This window comes from Undibacterium sp. Ren11W (genome assembly GCF_049340485.1).
In the GTDB taxonomy this organism is placed as follows: domain Bacteria; phylum Pseudomonadota; class Gammaproteobacteria; order Burkholderiales; family Burkholderiaceae_D; genus Undibacterium.
The window spans coordinates 529,527-546,617 of record NZ_JBMPPB010000001.1; the positions used below are offsets into that span (position 1 = coordinate 529,527).

Below are 17,091 nucleotides of genomic sequence, written 5' to 3' on the forward strand. Positions count from 1 at the left end.
GCTTTAAAAATTAATTCAGTAAAGTACGCATTGCAAAAAAGATCCTGAACGACTGTTCAGGATCTTTGCGGGAAATTACGATGTCAAATTTTCTTATTCACCACTTCGACGGCATTAGTCGCTGAACTATTTTCTTTTGATAGTTCACCTGTCGTTGTACTTCCGTTCGAATTAGCACGAGAAGATGTATTGTCAGGTGCCAGGCAAGCGCTTTCATTTGCCCATTGGCCGGAACATATACGGCTACGGCACAAATCAGCTTCCAAGCCCCCTAAATTTTTACATCTGGCCAATAGATTTTTGGTCTTGTCACCAGGCTTACGTTCGACAATATCCTGGGTGTGTTTGTCAGGCTTCGCCTTGTGATTGTCTGTGTCACGTGAGATTAAGGCACTGATTAGAGCGATATCACTTTCAGCACTCGTGCTATTTTTTGATTTTGGCGGGCTCTCTTTTTTTACGTCATTACTAGCGATGCCGATATTTTTAGCTGGTTTATCACTGGGAGGCTTGACTTGCGCGCTGACTGTTTTTGTTGCGATGTTTGACGAGTTCTTGTCGTCTTTTTTGCCGCTCGCCGTTGCACTGGCATTTGTTGGCAACGACGCTGAAGTCGCGATTTTTTCATTGCTAATCATGCTAGAGAAAGGGTTCTCTTCGTTTTTTGATACTTGCTTTTCACTTGCTTCAGTGATGATGGTTGCCGCCATTGCAGCCGATTTTTCGCCGGCCCCATCTGCGGGTGTTGTGCTGGCGCTGGCGGTTATTTGCTGATCATTGGGCAAACTTATAGCTGAAGACGCGATATTGATCGCATTGCCGGAGGCTAAGCTAGGATTGGCACTGAGATTCGACTTACTAATGCTGCCCTTGTTCTGAAGAGGCGTGCTTGGATTTTGAAAGTACATTAATGATGCGGCGACTCCAGCGAGGAGTATCACCAGCAGTGAGATGTAGCTGATTTTTTTTCCAGAGCCTTGGGTGCTTGGCTTGGCTTTTCCTAGCCCTTCCAAGCCAGACAAAATATTCACAGCCGTAGTGTTTTTTTCATCAGAGTTGGATAGCAGACTCGGCCTGGTGTTTGGTTGATGACCTTGTTCCGAGTGTCCCAAAATTGCAGCTCCTTTTTTTATGACTAGATGTAGCGGGAAAAAATTATAGTGGTAATTACACATTAATAAAATGCAAATACATGATAAATTATAGCGTTTTGTAAGCTTATTGCCAATTATTGAAGTTGTAACAAATTATTACCAATATTTGTTTGCTAAATTATCTCTTCGGTATTAATGTGTTGCCTTTTGGTCTATATCTGTTTGCTACTAAGTAAGCAAATTCCTGTTTTTGCAAGCTTGATGCTGGAGTGGCTGTGTTTTTTTTGATAGTAGGTTTGTACTTTTTGCTTGCGTGCTTTGCTGCCTGGTTGTTTTTATTTCCAACTGGTCGTGATGTGTTCACTGCTGTCTTGGCTGGTTTTGGGGCGAGGTTAGGGCAAAAATTTTCTCAAATTGAAAATCAAACAAAAAATAAAAGCGGCTCCTTGTTTAACTCGTTTCAATCTGTTCTGGTGAGTTTTTGGCGCTGGATTTTTTCCCATTACTGGCTCGTTTTAGGCTGTTTTGTCTTGCTGGGATTGCCACCCCTGCTTGCGGTCTTACTTGGTAGTCGCAATAGTTTGGATGGGTTTGATACCCCTATGCGCAATGTGAATGTGCAAATTGCAGATTTGTTGAAGGGGGAGCTATTAGTCGCGCCATTGCCATTGCCTCCGGCCGTGTTTGCTACCCAGGAAGTGTTATTTGAGCGTCCTATGCTAGTGAGCGCAAGCAGAAATTGGGAATTGTTGAATGCCGATTTTACTCAGCGACTGTTGATGACGTTCAAGCTTATGAAAGACAAGTACGGCTATGACATGGCGATCATAGAGGGTTACCGTAGTCCGGAACGTCAAAATATGCTGGCCGAAATGGGGACGCATGTAACTAACGCCAAGGCCTTTCAAAGCTACCATCAATATGGTTTAGCTGCAGATTGCGCGTTTTTTCGCGACGGTAAATTGGTGATTTCAGAAAAAGATCCTTGGGCCATGAAGGGCTATGAATTGTTTGGAGAAGTTGCTGAATCTATGGGGCTCACCTGGGGTGGCCGCTGGAAGATGATGGATTTCGGGCATACAGAGTTACGTAAACCTGAGGTGTTGAAGAAGTAAGTTGAGTTAGGGAAAATATGTCTAAGCCATTTATACGTTTGGGAGATAAAACTTCGCACGGTGGCACCGTGTTAGAGGCTTCCGCACAAACCGATAGTGGGAATATTAAAGTTGCGCGTGTTGGTGATAAGGTTTCCTGTCCTATTCCCGGGCATGGAACCTGCCCCATCGTTAGCGGCGATTTTAGTTTGATTATTGATGGTAAGGCAGTTGCCCGCGAGGGTGATAAAACTTCCTGTGGCGCTGTCCTGATACCGACACAGGCTGCAACGTTAGACCAATTGTAGTCAATAATTTTCGAACACTGAGTAATGACACTGAATTATGAGTAAAGCGAGTCAAATCTGATGCGTGGATGGCTGAGTAAAGGCTTATTGATTGGCAGCGTTTTTGCGCTGGTCTGGCTGGCGGTTATATATTCCTGGACGGCCAGTAATCGCATTCCTAATGCGAGCGATATTGCTTTTTATTTTGTTGCTGCCCCTATCGCCGTATTGATTTCCGTGTGGATGATTAGCAAAGCCTGGGGTATGGCGACCAGTAAACCTGGTCCAGATGCTAAAGCGGCAGACAGTGGTAAAGCCCAAATAGCCAACGCAGATAGCCCGGATGATCGCACTGCAGAACAAGAGCGCAGCTTGTCGCTAGGCCTGCTGGCGACTGCGATTAGATTGCCGCACGGCGACAGTGCCGAGAGTCTCACTAGCAAGTTCGTCGCGAATGAAGTGAGTTTGAATCTTGATCCAGAATTGACCGATGCCAATGGCTTTCCTGTGTTGACAGGACGTATCGCTGAGCTCGATGAAGCGGCGCAGTTAGAGGCTTTGTCCGAATTTTCAGGCGCACAGAATAAATCTGATCTTGATTGGAGTCGCGAGCAATTGCGTGCGATCTCTTTAAGCAGCGCGGTGCTCATTGAGTTGGCGCAGCAAGCAGTGAGTCATCCGCAATTAGAGGCTTATGTGGCAGCGCAGACCCACTTGCGCGAGGCGATGCCGCTACCCAATTTGCAACTGGTGGCACTACTACCTGAGTCCTGGGTGCTAGAAAAACGTGGCAGGGTGCTCGATTGGTTTTGTCATGTCATTCAACAGCAAGGCTGGCCAGCGGAAAAAATTACGATACGTCTAGAACGGCAAAGTGCTAAAAGTCGTGCGGTGTTGGCGTTAGATCGCTTGATGTTGGATGCATTTCGCTTGTCTCAGTCATGTTTTGGAATTGTGATCGCCTGTGAGTCGCATGTCAGTGAACATAGTATCGAACGCTGGGAGGAGGCTGGGGTCTTGTTCAAAGCTCAGAATATGAGCGGTAGCATACCTGGTGAGGGTGCCGCTGGCGTGTTGGTCGCGGATGATGCGCAAACGCTGTTGATGGCAAGTGATAACAGCGTCAGATTGCACCGCGCCCTGCTAAGTCAACGTGATAAATCTGCAGATGCCAGTGGGCAAATCAGCCATCAATTACTCTTGACGATGGCGCAAGACGCATTGAAGCTAGGTAAGATTGGCGCTGCCGATATCAAACTGATTTGTTCGGATGCGGATCATCGCGTTAGTCGCGCCACCGAATTGCTGGGGATGGGATATGAGTTATTTCCAGAACTAGATTCGACCCTGCACTATTTTAAATTGACACATGCTTGTGGTGAAATTGGCGCTGTTGCCAGTCTGGCCGCTCTTGTGCTGGCACATCAGCATGTGCTCAGCGAAGCAAGTTCAAGTCTGTGTGTCAGTAATATTGACAATCACGAACGTTCAGTTGTTTTACTCAGCCCCTGGGTAATGGCAACGACAGTGACTGCCTAGCAATCAACACTTAACTTTAAACCTATTGACTTACTATGCAAAGAATTTGGCAGTTTTTGACTGATACGCGCACTTTGGCTTTTATCGGTTTTGCGGCGCTCGCTGCTTTTCTCCTGATCGGCGCAAGCAGTCTCGAGATTGGACTAATCTGGGTTGCTATTTTGCTGGGAGTGGCCTTGCTTTTTTGGCTGGCAGCAAAGTTGTACAGGCGCTGGAGAGTCAAGCAGGCTAGTGATGGTTTGGGCAATATGCTGGAGCAGCAGGCGACTAAGTCAGCAAGTAACGTTGACGGATTGAAGCGTAGCGAAGTCGACACTATACGCAAACGTATGCTGGAGGCGATCACGACCATTAAAGGCTCCAAGCTCGGTCTGGTCTCAGGTTCTGCGGCGTTGTACGAGCTGCCTTGGTATATGATCATTGGCAATCCTGCCGCGGGAAAAAGTTCAGCCATCGCCAACTCTGGTTTGCAATTTCCCTACGCAGATAAAACCGGCAAAGTGGTGCACGGCATAGGCGGAACCCGAAATTGCGATTGGTTCTTTACTACCGATGGCATCGTATTAGACACCGCGGGTCGTTACGCGGTGCATGAAGAAGATAGGGCGGAATGGTTTGGGTTTTTATCTTTACTTAAAAAACACAGAAAACTGGCCCCCATTAACGGCATCATTATCGCCGTCAGTATCACTGAATTAACCTCCAATCGGCCAGAGTTTGGGATTAATCTGGCTAAAAATTTACGGCAGCGGGTGCAGGAGTTGACTGAGAAGCTGGAAGTTTTTGCTCCCGTGTATGTGGTGTTTACTAAGGCCGATTTGATTGCAGGTTTTAATGAATTTTTCCTCGATACCGACAGAGCCGAAAAAGATAGGGTCTGGGGTGCGACTCTGCCGTACAGCTTAAAAAATACCAATCAAGATGTGGTTGAGTTTTTTGACCAGAGGTTTGATGAGCTCTATGACGGTCTCAAGCAAATGAGTTTGGCAAATATGGCGATGAATCACGGTGACAGAATGCAAGCCGGGGTATTCACTTTTCCTTTGGAATTTTCTTCGATTAAAAATCCTTTGCGCGCTTTTATTGCGACCTTATTTGAAGAAAATCCGTTTCAGTTCAAGCCAGTGTTTCGGGGTTTTTATTTAACCAGTGCTTTGCAAGAGGGAAGTGCGGTTAGCGCGTCTTCGGAGCGTATCGCCGATAGATTTAATCTCAAATTGCAGCGAGCGCAGAAAACCGAAATCACCTCTCAGCATGGGTTCTTCCTGCTTGATCTATTCCGTAAGGTCATTTTTGCGGATAAAGATTTGGTTTCTCAATATGCTAGCCGCAGCAAAATTCGCTGGCGTTACGCTGCGTTTTTTGCAGCCACTACGCTAGTCGGCTTATCACTGGCTGCTCTTAGCTGGTCGTACGTGGCGAATCGTCAATTGACTGCAAATGTTCAGGCTGACCTGGATAAAGTCATTAAATTGCAGGAGAAAAAATTAGATCTGCAATCTCGTTTTGAAGCATTGGAAGTCTTGCAGGAACGGATAGAACAGCTGGAAAAATATCACGAGAATCGCCCCATAGAATTAGGTTTTGGCTTGTATCAGGGCGATATTTTGGAACGCAAATTGCGTGAGGAGTATTTCTCTGGCATCAAAGAAATTATGTTGAAGCCGGTGAGCGCCAATCTCGAAGCGTTTTTAACTGAAATGAATGCGGCCGGCGATAAGCTTGAACCGGCACATAAGGCGCCGCAGCCTGTCGTTGTCGGTGCTAGTGTAGACCCGGCAGCGGCCGTTGCAACGAGTGCTGTGGCAAATGGACATCCATATAAAGACGCCTCACCTAACAATGTTGAAGATGCGTATAACGCTTTAAAAACCTATTTGATGCTGGGCGATAGAAGTCGCGCTGAATCGGGACATTTGAACGATCAGTTGACCCGTTTCTGGCGATCATGGCTGGAGAGTAATCGCGGCAGCATGACACGCGATGAAATGATACGCAGCGCAGAACGTATTATTAGCTTCTATCTGGCGCAGACTAACGACCCTTCCTGGCCGGTGGTAGAGAATCGTCTGTCCTTGGTGGATCAGTCTAGAGAAAGTTTGCGGCGCGTGGTGCAGGGGATGCCTGCACGCGACCGTGTGTATGCCGATGTCAAGGCACGTGCTGCCACGCGTTTCCCTAGTGTGACTGTGGGGCGTATCGTGGGCGATCAGGATAAAGAGCTCATCGTCGGTAGCTATGCAATATCCGGAGCATTTACCCGCGAAGCGTGGGAGAAGTTCGTCGGGCCAGCTTTTAAAGAAGCTGCTAACAAAGAATTGCAAAGCGCTGATTGGGTCTTGAAAACCTCAGCTAAAGACGATTTGACACTAGAGGGTAGTCCGGAGCAAATTCAAAAAGCCCTGATCAATCAATATAAAACCGAATACAGTAAAGAGTGGCAGAAGTTTATGCAAGGCATATCCGTGGTCGACTTGAATGGTTTTGATGCCGCGGTCAATGCCATGAATCGTCTGGGTGACCCGCAGTCCTCGCCATTAAATAAATTGATCACCACGGTCTACGACGAAACCTCCTGGGACAACCCGTCCATGGTCAACGAGGGCTTGCAGCGCGCCCAGCGCGGTTTTATTGAATGGTTCAAGGAAAGCATTTTGCGCCAGTCGCCATCGCAGGTGAATTTGAGCTTAAATGTGAATGCTGCGAAAACCGACATACCTATGGGCCCGATAGGCAAGGAATTTTCTGGGATCGCCAAGTTGATCGTGGTCAAGGACAAAGACGCCTCATTGATGCGCGGCTATATGGCGAATCTGTCGAAATTGCGTAGTCGTTTTAATCAATTAAAAAATCAGGGTGACACCGGACCAGGTGCTAAACAAATGATGCAGCAGACTTTGGATGGCAGTGGCTCTGAGCTGGGCGAAACACTCAAATTTGTCGATGAACAAATGTTGGTCGGCATGACGGATGGCCAGAAGCAGAGTTTGCGGCCTATCTTGGTCCGTCCTTTGATGCAGACCTTTGCCGTGATTATTAAACCGACAGAATCAGAGATGAATAAAATCTGGTTGGCGCAAGTATATGAGCCTTTCCAAAAATCTCTGGCTGGCAAGTATCCGTTCTCACCTGAATCTAAAATCGAGGCAAACGGAGCTGAGATAGGCCTGATATTTGGTAGCGAAGGGGCGATCGCCAAATTTGTTAATACATCGATGGGGCCCTTGCTAGTGCGGCGTGGCGATACTCTGATCCCTAAAACATGGGCCGATATGGGTGTGACTTTGGTGCCCGAGGTAACGGCTAATTTCGCTAGTTGGGTTGCACCTTTAAGCGCAGCAGGAGTTCCATCTGCAAATACCGCAGAGGCACAATCGGTATTTCAGATTTTACCCCTGGCCGCACCTGGTACTACCGAATACACCATAGAAATTGACGGCCAGCAGATACGTTATAGAAATACCCAGGCGCAGTGGTCGCAGTTGGTTTGGCCAAGTCAGCAAGGCGTGCCTGGTGCTCGTATCACGGCTACGACTTTTGATGGCAGAGTGATAGAGGTGGCGAATTTTCCAGGGAAATATGGTTTTACCCGTTTGATGGAAGCTTCTGCTAAGAAAGCGAAAGAAGGCGGTGTACACGAAATTACTTGGACTAACGGAGGTATCTCAATTGCGATCAATCTAAAAGTTATTAGCATGCCAAACGCAAATGCGGATACTGCTAGTCCACAGGGCAAGGGATTTCGCGGAATGAAATTGCCGGAAACTGTACTTGGCGCACCTGCTTTGGCGGCGGCTAATGCGCCGCTTACTGCACCGGTAGTTACTCAAGTTAGTTCTGCCTCGAATGTTACTGGAGCCGTAAAATGAGCAATACCACTACACAGGCTCGCGTCGGTTATTTCGGTAAAATTCCGAGCCGGGGAGATTTTATAAAAGCGGCGGATAATCTTGCCCTGATCGAAGTTCTGGATGGATGGTTGGCCCAGACCATGGCATTGCTGGCGGAAGATCCGCGTTGGAAAATAGGTTACGATGGTGCAAAACCGCTGGATTTTGCCTTTATAGGACCACGAAAAAAACGTGCCATTGCTGGCCATATTATTGCCAGTAGCGATATGGCGCAGCGACGATTTCCATTTTTAACCATGAGTGAAATGGAAATTGATGAGCCCACAGAATTTGTCAGTTCTAGTCCTATTATCTTATCGCGATTGTGGAATCGTTTGGCAGTGCAGGGAGTAGGCATTGTCGCCGCGGCAGATCCGGCTATCCCTTTGCAGACACTGGCGACAACCAAAATAGAACTGGAAGTGAGGAATAACGCCTACGACGCGGCCTTCAGTGATTTTTTGGATATGCAGACACTCGGTGCGCTTGATCGTATGTTAGCGCAAGCGGGTTTTCAGGGGAACATTAGACAGTTGATACTTGCTTTGGGCATGTTATTGCAACCGGTGATGGCGAGCAACAGTAGCCGACTGGAAAAAAGCCTGGTGCTGCCTTTGCCTAGTGATCCTATGTATCGCTATTTAGTGGCGGCATTCTGGATGCATTTGATTACTCCATTCTTATCCCGCGCCGATTTTGAGTTGGCACTGTTTTTTGTCCAGTTAGATCAGCATCCGGCGATGGTCTTAGGTTTTAGTGGTGCGTCGGCGCGCAGCCTGCAGGCGATTCTTGATCCACAAATCGGTAAAGAACATCATATATCTTTCGATCATGCGCAATGGGTAGAAGATCAACTTGGATCCGATTTCGGCTTGAAAAAGTTTTCCAGTTACCTGGCTCAGCCCGAGTTGTCCTTGAAAACTACGCTAGATCAGTTTGCGACCACTTTTATTGGAATTTAGCCTTATGCATTATCTTGTTATAGTCATAGCCTGCTTCATGGCTTGCTCAAATTTGGCGAACGCGCAGCAATCCGCGCCGCCTGTGGCCACACCTAAACCAGGTCAGATATTAGTCAGTGGTACGGTCCCGGATGAAGCTAGTAAGGCGGGTATCCTCGCTAAGGTAAAAGAATTATATGGGGCTGAGAACGTGGTCGATCAAGTTGCCGTAGGTGCGGTTGTGTTGCCTGCAAACTGGAATACTTATGTGCAAAAAATGATAGGTCCGAATTTGAAATTGATTAGTAAAGGTCAATTGAAAATTGATGGCAATGCGGTCAGCGTGCGCGGTGAGGTCGTCAACGAGGTACAAAGGCAGCAGATCGCCAGCGATATCGCGACCAATTTGAATCCTACTTACACCGTCAATAACGGTCTGCGTGTTTCTGCTTCTGAGCAAAATGTGTTGGATACGACTTTAGGAAACCGCATTGTTGAATTCGAGACAGGTAAAACCACTCTAACTGCCACCGGGCAAAGCATACTTGATGAGCTGGCGGTACCTCTGTTGAAACTCAAGAACAAAAAACTTGAGGTGATAGGCAATACCGATAATCAGGGTTTGCGTGCCAGTAATCTCGCGTTGAGCAATGCCCGTGCAGAAGTAGTGAAGGCATATTTGGCTAGTCGCGGCATCGCGCTTGAGAGTATGAGCACCTTGGGGCAGGGGCCAGATCGGCCTATCGCCAGTAATGATACGGCAGATGGGCGCGCCCGCAATCGTCGCATTGAGTTTCGTATAGCTCAGTAAGCCCCGGCCGCTTGCTAAGCGGGGGGCTTGATATTTGTCATTCATGCTGCTTCATGAATGACAAGCTTATTCTTATCAGTGATAATGGCGCCATTCTCCGGTGCTATTTTTCTGCTAGCGCCATACTCTTCTGATAGAAACGCGCTGCATGAATCAAGCTCTGCCTTTATTGTTCGGCTTCATCACGACGCCTTTAGAATTAATTTCTTTCTTACTCTCGGTCATTACCGTCGGCTTGAATATCCGTCAGCTGCATTGGGCGTGGCTGTTTGCGATTTTATCTTCTGCGTTGTATGCAGTAGTATTTTTTGATGCGCGCCTGTACGGTGATATGGCTTTGCAATTTGTCTTTGTCCTGGTGTCGGTATGGGGTTGGTATGTGTGGTTAGGTGCATCTACCGAAAAATCGTCCCGGTTAGCACCTATCGTCCCTGTTGTTTCACGCCTCAGCGCCAGGCAACGTGTGTATGGCATCTTGGCTTGGGGTGTGGGCTTTGTTTTGTTGTCCTGGTTTTTGAAATCGTTTACCGATACCGATGTCCCGTACGCAGATGGTTTTCTGACCGCTGGCAGCTTGCTAGGTCAGTTGCTGTTATCCCGCAAAAAACTCGAGAACTGGCATGTATGGATCATCGTCGATGTACTGTATGTCGGTTTATATGTGTATAAAAATCTGATGTTGACCGCAATTCTGTATGCCTTGTTTGTGCTGATGGCGATCATGGGCTTGCGTGTCTGGAGTAAACAATGTCCCAAATAAACACCCAAGTTGACGTAGATAGCGTCAATCGTATCGCCATACTTGGTGCCGAGTCCTCCGGTAAATCGCTACTGGCAGAAGCCTTGGCACAACAGTATAAAACTGTCTGGGTGCCCGAATACTTACGTGAATTTGTCGATGCGCAGCAGCGTGTTCCTAAAGAAGATGAGCAATTGCTGATTGCCAGGACTCAGATGGAAAGAGAGCATGCTGCGGCCCAGCATGCGAATGCCTGGCTATTTTGCGATACCACGCCAATGATGACGGCGTTGTACAGTCGCCATTATTTTGGGCGTGTAGCACCAGCGCTAGAGGATTTGGAGCAAGAGCATGACTACGATTTTACGCTGGTGACCGCGCCTGATTTTCCCTGGACGGCAGATGGCTTGCAACGTGAATCGGCGGCTGTGCGGCAGCGCGTTCATGACGATTTACTCACGCTATTGGAGCAGCGCGATATCCCGTTCTTACTGGTCGAAGGCAGTTTAAAAAAGCGAGTCGAGCAGGTAGAGTTTGCGCTGAATTTTTTACTGGGTTAGTAGATAAGGGCTGCAATACGGGCTCGAAAACTGAGCCAGCCTCGACCTGAATTTTAAATTAGTGCATGCCCGCTTGCGCAATAGGCATGCGCCTTTCAGGCCAGATGCCGCCAGCAGGCGCATGTCTATTGCGCGCTGGCGGGCTGCCCTGTTCAGTTTTTCGGCCAGCGCTGCATTCAGCGCTTAGCCGGCAGCGCTTAGTGGCTTTCCAGCAGGCTCTTCAGATGTTCGGAGCGGGAAGGGTGGCGTAGTTTTTTCATTGCCTTCGCTTCGATCTGACGTATCCGTTCGCGGGTGACATCGAATTGCTTGCCGACCTCTTCCAGTGTATGGTCGCTAGCCATTTCCAGGCCGAAACGCATGCGTAAGACCTTGGCTTCGCGCGGGCTCAGGGAGTCTAAAATTTCCTTGAGTTTTTCTTGTACCGAAGCTTGCATTGCGGCCGCCATAGGTGACAGCGTCATGCCATCCTCAATGAAGTCTCCCAGTTGCGAATCACCATCGTCGCCGATCGGAACATCGAGCGAGACCGGTTCTTTGGCAATCTTGAGGATTTCACGTACTTTGCTTTCCGGTAAATCCATTTTCTCGGCGATGGTTGCCGAGTCTGGATCCAAGCCGGTTTGCTGCATCAATTGACGTTTCACGCGATTCAATTTATTGATCGTTTCTATCATGTGCACAGGCACGCGGATAGTGCGTGCCTGATCTGCGATCGCACGTGCAATCGCCTGTCTGATCCACCAGGTGGCATAAGTTGAGAACTTATAGCCGCGGCGATATTCAAATTTTTCTACTGCCTTGAGCAGACCGATATTGCCTTCCTGAATCAGATCAAGGAATTGCAAGCCGCGATTGATATATTTTTTCGCGATCGAAATTACCAGACGCAAGTTGGCCTCTGTCATGGCGCGCTTGGCATCGGCCGCGCGTTTTTCCGCAGCGACCATTTGTTTGTTGATGCTGCGTAAATCGCTCAGCGGCAATTCTACCTGCTGTTCCAAGGCGATCATTTTGCCTTGTAATTCACGCGCGGCGTGGATGTGACGCTTTAGCAATGCGGAATATGGCTGCCCGCTTTCCATTTCGGTTTCTAGCCATTCTGCTTCAGTGGCATTGCGCATCAGACTAGTGACGAATTGTGCGCGTGGCATGCCACACTTGTTCACTAGTAGTTCTAACATGCGCTTTTCGGTCTGACGCAACTCTGTCATTTGTTTGCGCAGACTGTCGCACAGTTTTTCTAGCGTCTTGACCGTGAAACGGATACCTAAGAGTTCATCAGAAATCGCTTTTTGCGCCTGATTGCAGGCCGCGGACTGATAACCGTCGCGGGCACGTGCTTGTGTCATTTCTTGGTAACGCAGCCCGATGATGGCGAGTTTTTGCAGAACCGCAGCTTTTAATTGCTGTAATTGTTCGGCGCTGACGCTAGTGGCACTGGCAGCTGCATCGTCATCTTCTTCGTCCTCTTCTTCGTCATCCGCGTCAGCGTTGGCGGTGCTGCTTGCCACCGCTAAATTGTCGCTGGCGTTAGGGTCAAATAAGCCGTCAACGATATCGTCTACGCTAATTTCATCGTTACTGAGCTTTTCACCCAGCGCCAGAAGTTCGGCGATGGTGCCTGGGCAGGAACAAAGCGCTTGCAACATGTCGCGCTGACCGTCTTCGATACGCTTGGCGATTTCTATCTCGCCACTGCGTGTGAGCAGTTCAACGCCACCCATTTCACGCATATACATGCGCACTGGGTCCGTGGTACGGCCGAAATCAGAATCGGCAGTAGACAGCGCCGCAGCTGCAGTGGCTTCTGCATCGTCTTCGCTGATAGCGGTGGCAACATTATCCGTCAATAACATCATGGTCGCGTCAGGTGCCTGGTCGTACACCGCGATACCCATGTCGTTGAGGGTGCGGATGATGCCTTGTATCATTTCGGGATCGGCGACATTATCGGGCAGGTGATCATTGATCTCCCTGTGCGTCAAATAACTGCGATCTTTGCCGAGGTTAATCAGTTTGGCCAGTTTGGAGCGGTAATGCGCAAGTTGCTCTGCGGCTGCCGCATCAGTGAGGCCAGCACCAGTACCGGATTTTTTTGCCTTGGCCCTGGCAACTCGCTTCAATTCCGACGACTCAACTGCATTGAGTGCATGGATTTCTTCGTTGTAAATTTGTGGCGAAGATGGTTTGCGACCACGTTTAGCCGCCTCTCTTTGTGACGGCATGACATAGCCAGAGGTGTCGATGTCAGAGATTTTAAACGGTGCAGCAGCCGCTTCTGGCGAATTTACTTTGCGAGGGCTGAATTTCGTTACTGGCGTGGCTTTCGCTGTGAAGACGCGTGGCTCACGCTTGATTTCTGGCGCTTGCACTGCGGGCGATGTTGCTGATTGAGTTTCAGTTGCTATGCTCTCGGTAGTAATCGCTTTTTTGAGAAGTCGAGACGACGATTTCTTAATGACTACGACTGCCGCAGCTTTGGTATTACTATTTTCTGCCGTTGAAAAATTATAGTCGTCGCCGTATTGCTCATAGTCTGGTAGCACTAAAGATTCCGCGACCACAGGGGCGATCACTGGAACGATTGTTGGAGCGATTGTTGGAGCGATTGTTGGAACAAGCACTGGCTCGATTACTGGTGCGAGCGCTGAAATCGCAGGAACTACTATCGTAGGTGGCGCGACAGCGATAGCTTTGCTCATGATAGGCGCTGCGCTGACAGTGGTTTTAACAGCTGCGCTCTCCATTTGTCGGTACGGAGCCTTCTTCGCATCTCGGTCCGACATTAGGCGTGCTTGGGCGGCAATAAGGGCTTGGATTTGCGCCTCTATCTGCTCGTCAGACAAAGTATCAATTTGCATGTTAGCGTGAACACTGCTTGTCATCTCGGAGCCAGTCGGTGCGGTCAGCTGAGCAGGTATTGGCACGATGCCGTTTGGCGTTATGCTAGATTGCACATCCTGTTCTGCCTCTGTTCGAGCCTCTGCTTCGGCTTCGTCTTTAGCCGCCACCGGTGCGGATTCTGCCACGCCCAGCAAGCGTGAGCGTCGTTTGGTCACGACCACGGTAACAGCTGCAGCCATTGTGGTTTCGCCTGAAGAAATTTCTTCATGGGCACCAGTCTGCACGACGATGGTTCTCGCTTGCTCCGTAGGTTTACGCTGCAGAGTGTTCTTTCCTATCGTAAGGGTAGACGCTGTTTTTGTAGTGAGAGTTGCGGCAGAGGAGAGAGTAGTGTCAGTTAAGCTGTTTTTCATGTAACAAAATCGAGTACGACAACAATTACTTGTCAATATGTGTGGCAAGAGCAAAAAACGAGAACCTCTTGATGTGCTGACCTGATGGTCGTGACCTAAGTTACTGGTCCAAACAAAAGCTGTGAGGTTTTTATTTGAACTCGTTAAGACGAAGATCGCTCGCTACAGATCATGAACAGTTAGATGAAAAAGCCCGCTGGTTAAAGCGGGCTGTTTTCTTTCGTTCAAACAGGTTCTTGAAAAAGGGACGAGGACAGGATTATCCACGGCTTCACTGTTCTTGACAAGTTCCAGCTGCGCTAGATTTTCGAAATTTAGCCGATAAAGGCAGATTTTAGAGAGGCGCAGTATTTGTTTTGATTTTAATGATTCAATTTATATTCTTTTAATGTGAAAAAGACTGAGTTTGCCCCCCAGTCTTTTTAATTCTTAGTTAATAGGAAATGTAAGATTAATAGTCAAATTGGGCCGACAGTTTGTAGGTGCGTGGAGCTCCTGGAAATAGGTAGCCGCCTGAGGATTGCGTCACATCGCGCCAGTAGAATTTGTCTAGTGCATTGTCGACATTTAAACGAATGGTGGTGACGACGCCCGCAACGGGCACAGTGTAGCGTGCGCCAAAATTGAGTACATCATAGCCGGGTACCGAAATCTTATTGTCAGGACTGAACGCTTTACTGGCAGCGTGTTGCCAACTGGTGTTGAGATGTAAGCCCTTGACTTGTTGCAGGGCGTAGTCCAGATACACGGTAGATTTAAGATTGGGCACATTGGTCACTCGTTTGTCTTCGAGCAGCGGGTCGCCAGTGTTTTTCTGGCGTGCATCGATCGCGGTGATGCTTGCGCCCATGCTTAATTGTGGACTTAATTTGCCTTGCGCCGACAGTTCCAGGCCAGTGTGTATGGCATCGCCATTACTGACATAGAGGTTGTTGGCATTGATGTACTCCAGTGGCTTGTTGATGCGGAATATGGCTGCCGAAACGGATAAGTCGCGGCTCAACTCTGCTTTTGTTCCGATTTCAAGTTGGCGCGATTTGGCTGGGGATAACATTACATTCTCATTGCTGGTATTTTTTGATGCAATGCCGCCGTTTTCTAGTCCCTGACTATACGCCGTATAAATCGACCAGTTACCTGCGGGTTTGATGACTAGTGCCGCGTTAGGTAATAGATGGCTGTTGTCATAGTCGGCGCGGCTGATGTGTTGATGGCGCAAGCCAAGATGTAGTTTCACAGTATTGCTGAGCGAGATGATGTCTTGCGCAAACGCTGACCACTCCTTGTCGGTGCGTCGCAGCGCGACAGAGCGGGTAGTTCCGTTCGATTGCGGGATGACTACAGGATGGAAAATATTACTAGTGCCTACCTTTTCATAGACGTAGTCGCCGAAATAGTCGCGACGCTGTGAGCTTGAGACACCGGTGGCAAATTCATGACGAACGCCGCCGGTAGAGAATTTGCCATTGAGCTGAGCTTGAGTGGCTAGCAGGGACTTGGATTCATTGACGCTCTGGTAGTCGAAGACATAATAGTCGCCGTTTGCGCAATAGCCCGCAACCAAAATGCCACAGCCAGAAGGGAAGGCGGTGTAATCATCACGCTTGAATTCATGCTTATTTGCAGCTATCGAGGCAGTCCAGTCAGAATTGATCTGATATTCAAAGCGCAGACCGAGGTTGCTATTGCGGGTGTCAACTGGTTTGGCCCATGGCTGATCGTTGAGCATCATGTCAGCCTTGATGCCCGAGGGGAGGTCAGTGCCATTAAATAGCTGGAAGCCAGGCGCCGACAATTGTGATTTATGTTGGTAATCGAGGTCGAGTTGCAGCAAGGCTTGTGGACTGATATGCCAATCGAAGGCCGCAGAAACGAACTGGCGTTCACCATCGGCACCTTTGATATAGGAGCGCATGCGTTCACCGGCGGCGTTGATGCGATAGCCAAAACGCGTATCGTCCGACCTCCCACCAAGATCGATGGAGCCATAAGTCGTACCACGTTCACTGACTTCCAGCGTGGCGGAACGTACAGGCGCTGCGCTAGGGCGTTTGGTGAGATAGTTCAAGATGCCACCAGGAGTTGCAAAGCCAGCCTGGAAGCCTGCTATGCCTTTTAGCACTTCTATACGTTCTTTATTTTCTAGTGGGATTGAAGCATCGCCGGGAATGGCAAAACCATCCTTACGGTAACTTGATGCATTGTCAAGTGCGAAGCCGCGGATGGAGAATTGCTCGGCGTAGCCAACTGCGTTATACGCGTCGTTGACGCTGGCATCGAATTTCATTGCATCGCTAGTTTGGCGTATGCGTAAATCCTGTATTTGTGCTTGAGTGAAAACGGCGACTGAAGCTGGCGTCTCCAGTAAAGGCACTTCAATGAAGCCGCCAGCTTTGCTGAGCCGCACTTGTGAGTCGATTTCTTTGTTGCCAGTGATTACAACTTCCTGTAGAGATTGCTCCCTACTTTGGGCGTATGCCGATGGGGCAAATACGAGTACCTGTGCGATAGCTAATGTAAGTGCTGAGTGACGATGATTTTTCTTTGACATGATGTGCTCTTTTTGTAGCGCGTTATTGCAAACAAGGTCTGATTGGACTTGGGTGGCGCGGGAGCAAACAAAGAAAAGGGAAATACTTTGCGCTTCCCTTCGCTGGCATTATCCAGATCAGGTAGGAAGGGACTCTCTCACCCAAATCAGAAAAATAGCAGCACCCTTAAGTGCAGGCGAATTTTTCAACAATCCAGGACCCCTAGCGAGGCCGTACTTTACCACAAAAGCCTTATGAGTTTCAGCCGCTGTTCTTGCGTTGCAACAATGCCTGACATCAGGCGAAACGTGGGACTTGGCAAGCAAAGGCGATCTTGTATACTGC

General features: G+C 48.7%; 11 protein-coding genes. 8 read left to right on the top strand and 3 right to left on the bottom strand.

All coding sequences use genetic code 11. From position 1 onward, the window contains the following. Nucleotides 1-83: 83 nt before the first annotated feature. Nucleotides 84-1,112, bottom strand: a complete 1,029-nt coding sequence (locus tag ACO0K8_RS02435; protein WP_422945027.1) for a hypothetical protein — start codon at nt 1,110-1,112, stop codon at nt 84-86. A 257-nt stretch (nt 1,113-1,369) separates the two neighbouring features. Between ACO0K8_RS02435 and ACO0K8_RS02440 the strand changes: the two genes are divergently transcribed. The 8 genes from ACO0K8_RS02440 (at nt 1,370) to ACO0K8_RS02475 (ending at nt 10,955) form a co-directional block, all read left to right on the top strand. Continuing rightward, nucleotides 1,370-2,209 carry a M15 family metallopeptidase gene (locus ACO0K8_RS02440; RefSeq protein WP_422945028.1) on the top strand — a complete coding sequence of 280 codons (840 nt, stop codon included), beginning with the start codon at nt 1,370-1,372 and terminating at the stop codon, nt 2,207-2,209. Between the two features lie 17 nt (nt 2,210-2,226). After that, nucleotides 2,227-2,496 carry a PAAR domain-containing protein gene (locus tag ACO0K8_RS02445; protein WP_422945029.1) on the top strand — a complete coding sequence of 90 codons (270 nt, stop codon included), beginning with the start codon at nt 2,227-2,229 and terminating at the stop codon, nt 2,494-2,496. 60 nt (nt 2,497-2,556) lie between these two features. Further along, nucleotides 2,557-4,014 carry a hypothetical protein gene (locus ACO0K8_RS02450; RefSeq protein WP_422945030.1) on the top strand — a complete coding sequence of 486 codons (1,458 nt, stop codon included), beginning with the start codon at nt 2,557-2,559 and terminating at the stop codon, nt 4,012-4,014. A gap of 35 nt (nt 4,015-4,049) precedes the next feature. Continuing rightward, complete coding sequence (gene tssM / locus ACO0K8_RS02455; protein WP_422945031.1) at nt 4,050-7,883, top strand: type VI secretion system membrane subunit TssM; 3,834 nt, start codon at nt 4,050-4,052, stop codon at nt 7,881-7,883. Further along, nucleotides 7,880-8,866: a type VI secretion system-associated protein TagF gene (gene tagF / locus ACO0K8_RS02460; protein ID WP_422945032.1), complete on the top strand. Its 987-nt coding sequence runs from the start codon at nt 7,880-7,882 to the stop codon at nt 8,864-8,866. The genes tssM and tagF overlap by 4 nt, the downstream gene beginning before the upstream one ends. Before the next feature lie 37 nt (nt 8,867-8,903). Further along, nucleotides 8,904-9,656 carry an OmpA family protein gene (locus ACO0K8_RS02465; RefSeq protein WP_422945033.1) on the top strand — a complete coding sequence of 251 codons (753 nt, stop codon included), beginning with the start codon at nt 8,904-8,906 and terminating at the stop codon, nt 9,654-9,656. 148 nt (nt 9,657-9,804) lie between these two features. Further along, nucleotides 9,805-10,416, top strand: a complete 612-nt coding sequence (gene pnuC, locus ACO0K8_RS02470) for a nicotinamide riboside transporter PnuC (protein ID WP_422945034.1) — start codon at nt 9,805-9,807, stop codon at nt 10,414-10,416. Next, nucleotides 10,404-10,955 (top strand): AAA family ATPase, encoded by a 552-nt coding sequence (locus ACO0K8_RS02475; protein ID WP_422945035.1) that lies wholly within the window; start codon nt 10,404-10,406, stop codon nt 10,953-10,955. Before pnuC ends, ACO0K8_RS02475 begins: the two co-directional genes overlap by 13 nt. Before the next feature lie 197 nt (nt 10,956-11,152). Here ACO0K8_RS02475 and rpoD read toward each other — a convergent pair whose 3' ends face one another. After that, nucleotides 11,153-14,215: an RNA polymerase sigma factor RpoD gene (gene rpoD, locus ACO0K8_RS02480; protein WP_422945036.1), complete on the bottom strand. Its 3,063-nt coding sequence runs from the start codon at nt 14,213-14,215 to the stop codon at nt 11,153-11,155. 451 nt (nt 14,216-14,666) lie between these two features. Then, complete coding sequence (locus ACO0K8_RS02485; RefSeq protein ID WP_422945037.1) at nt 14,667-16,766, bottom strand: TonB-dependent siderophore receptor; 2,100 nt, start codon at nt 16,764-16,766, stop codon at nt 14,667-14,669. Between the last annotated feature and the right edge of the window lie 325 nt (nt 16,767-17,091).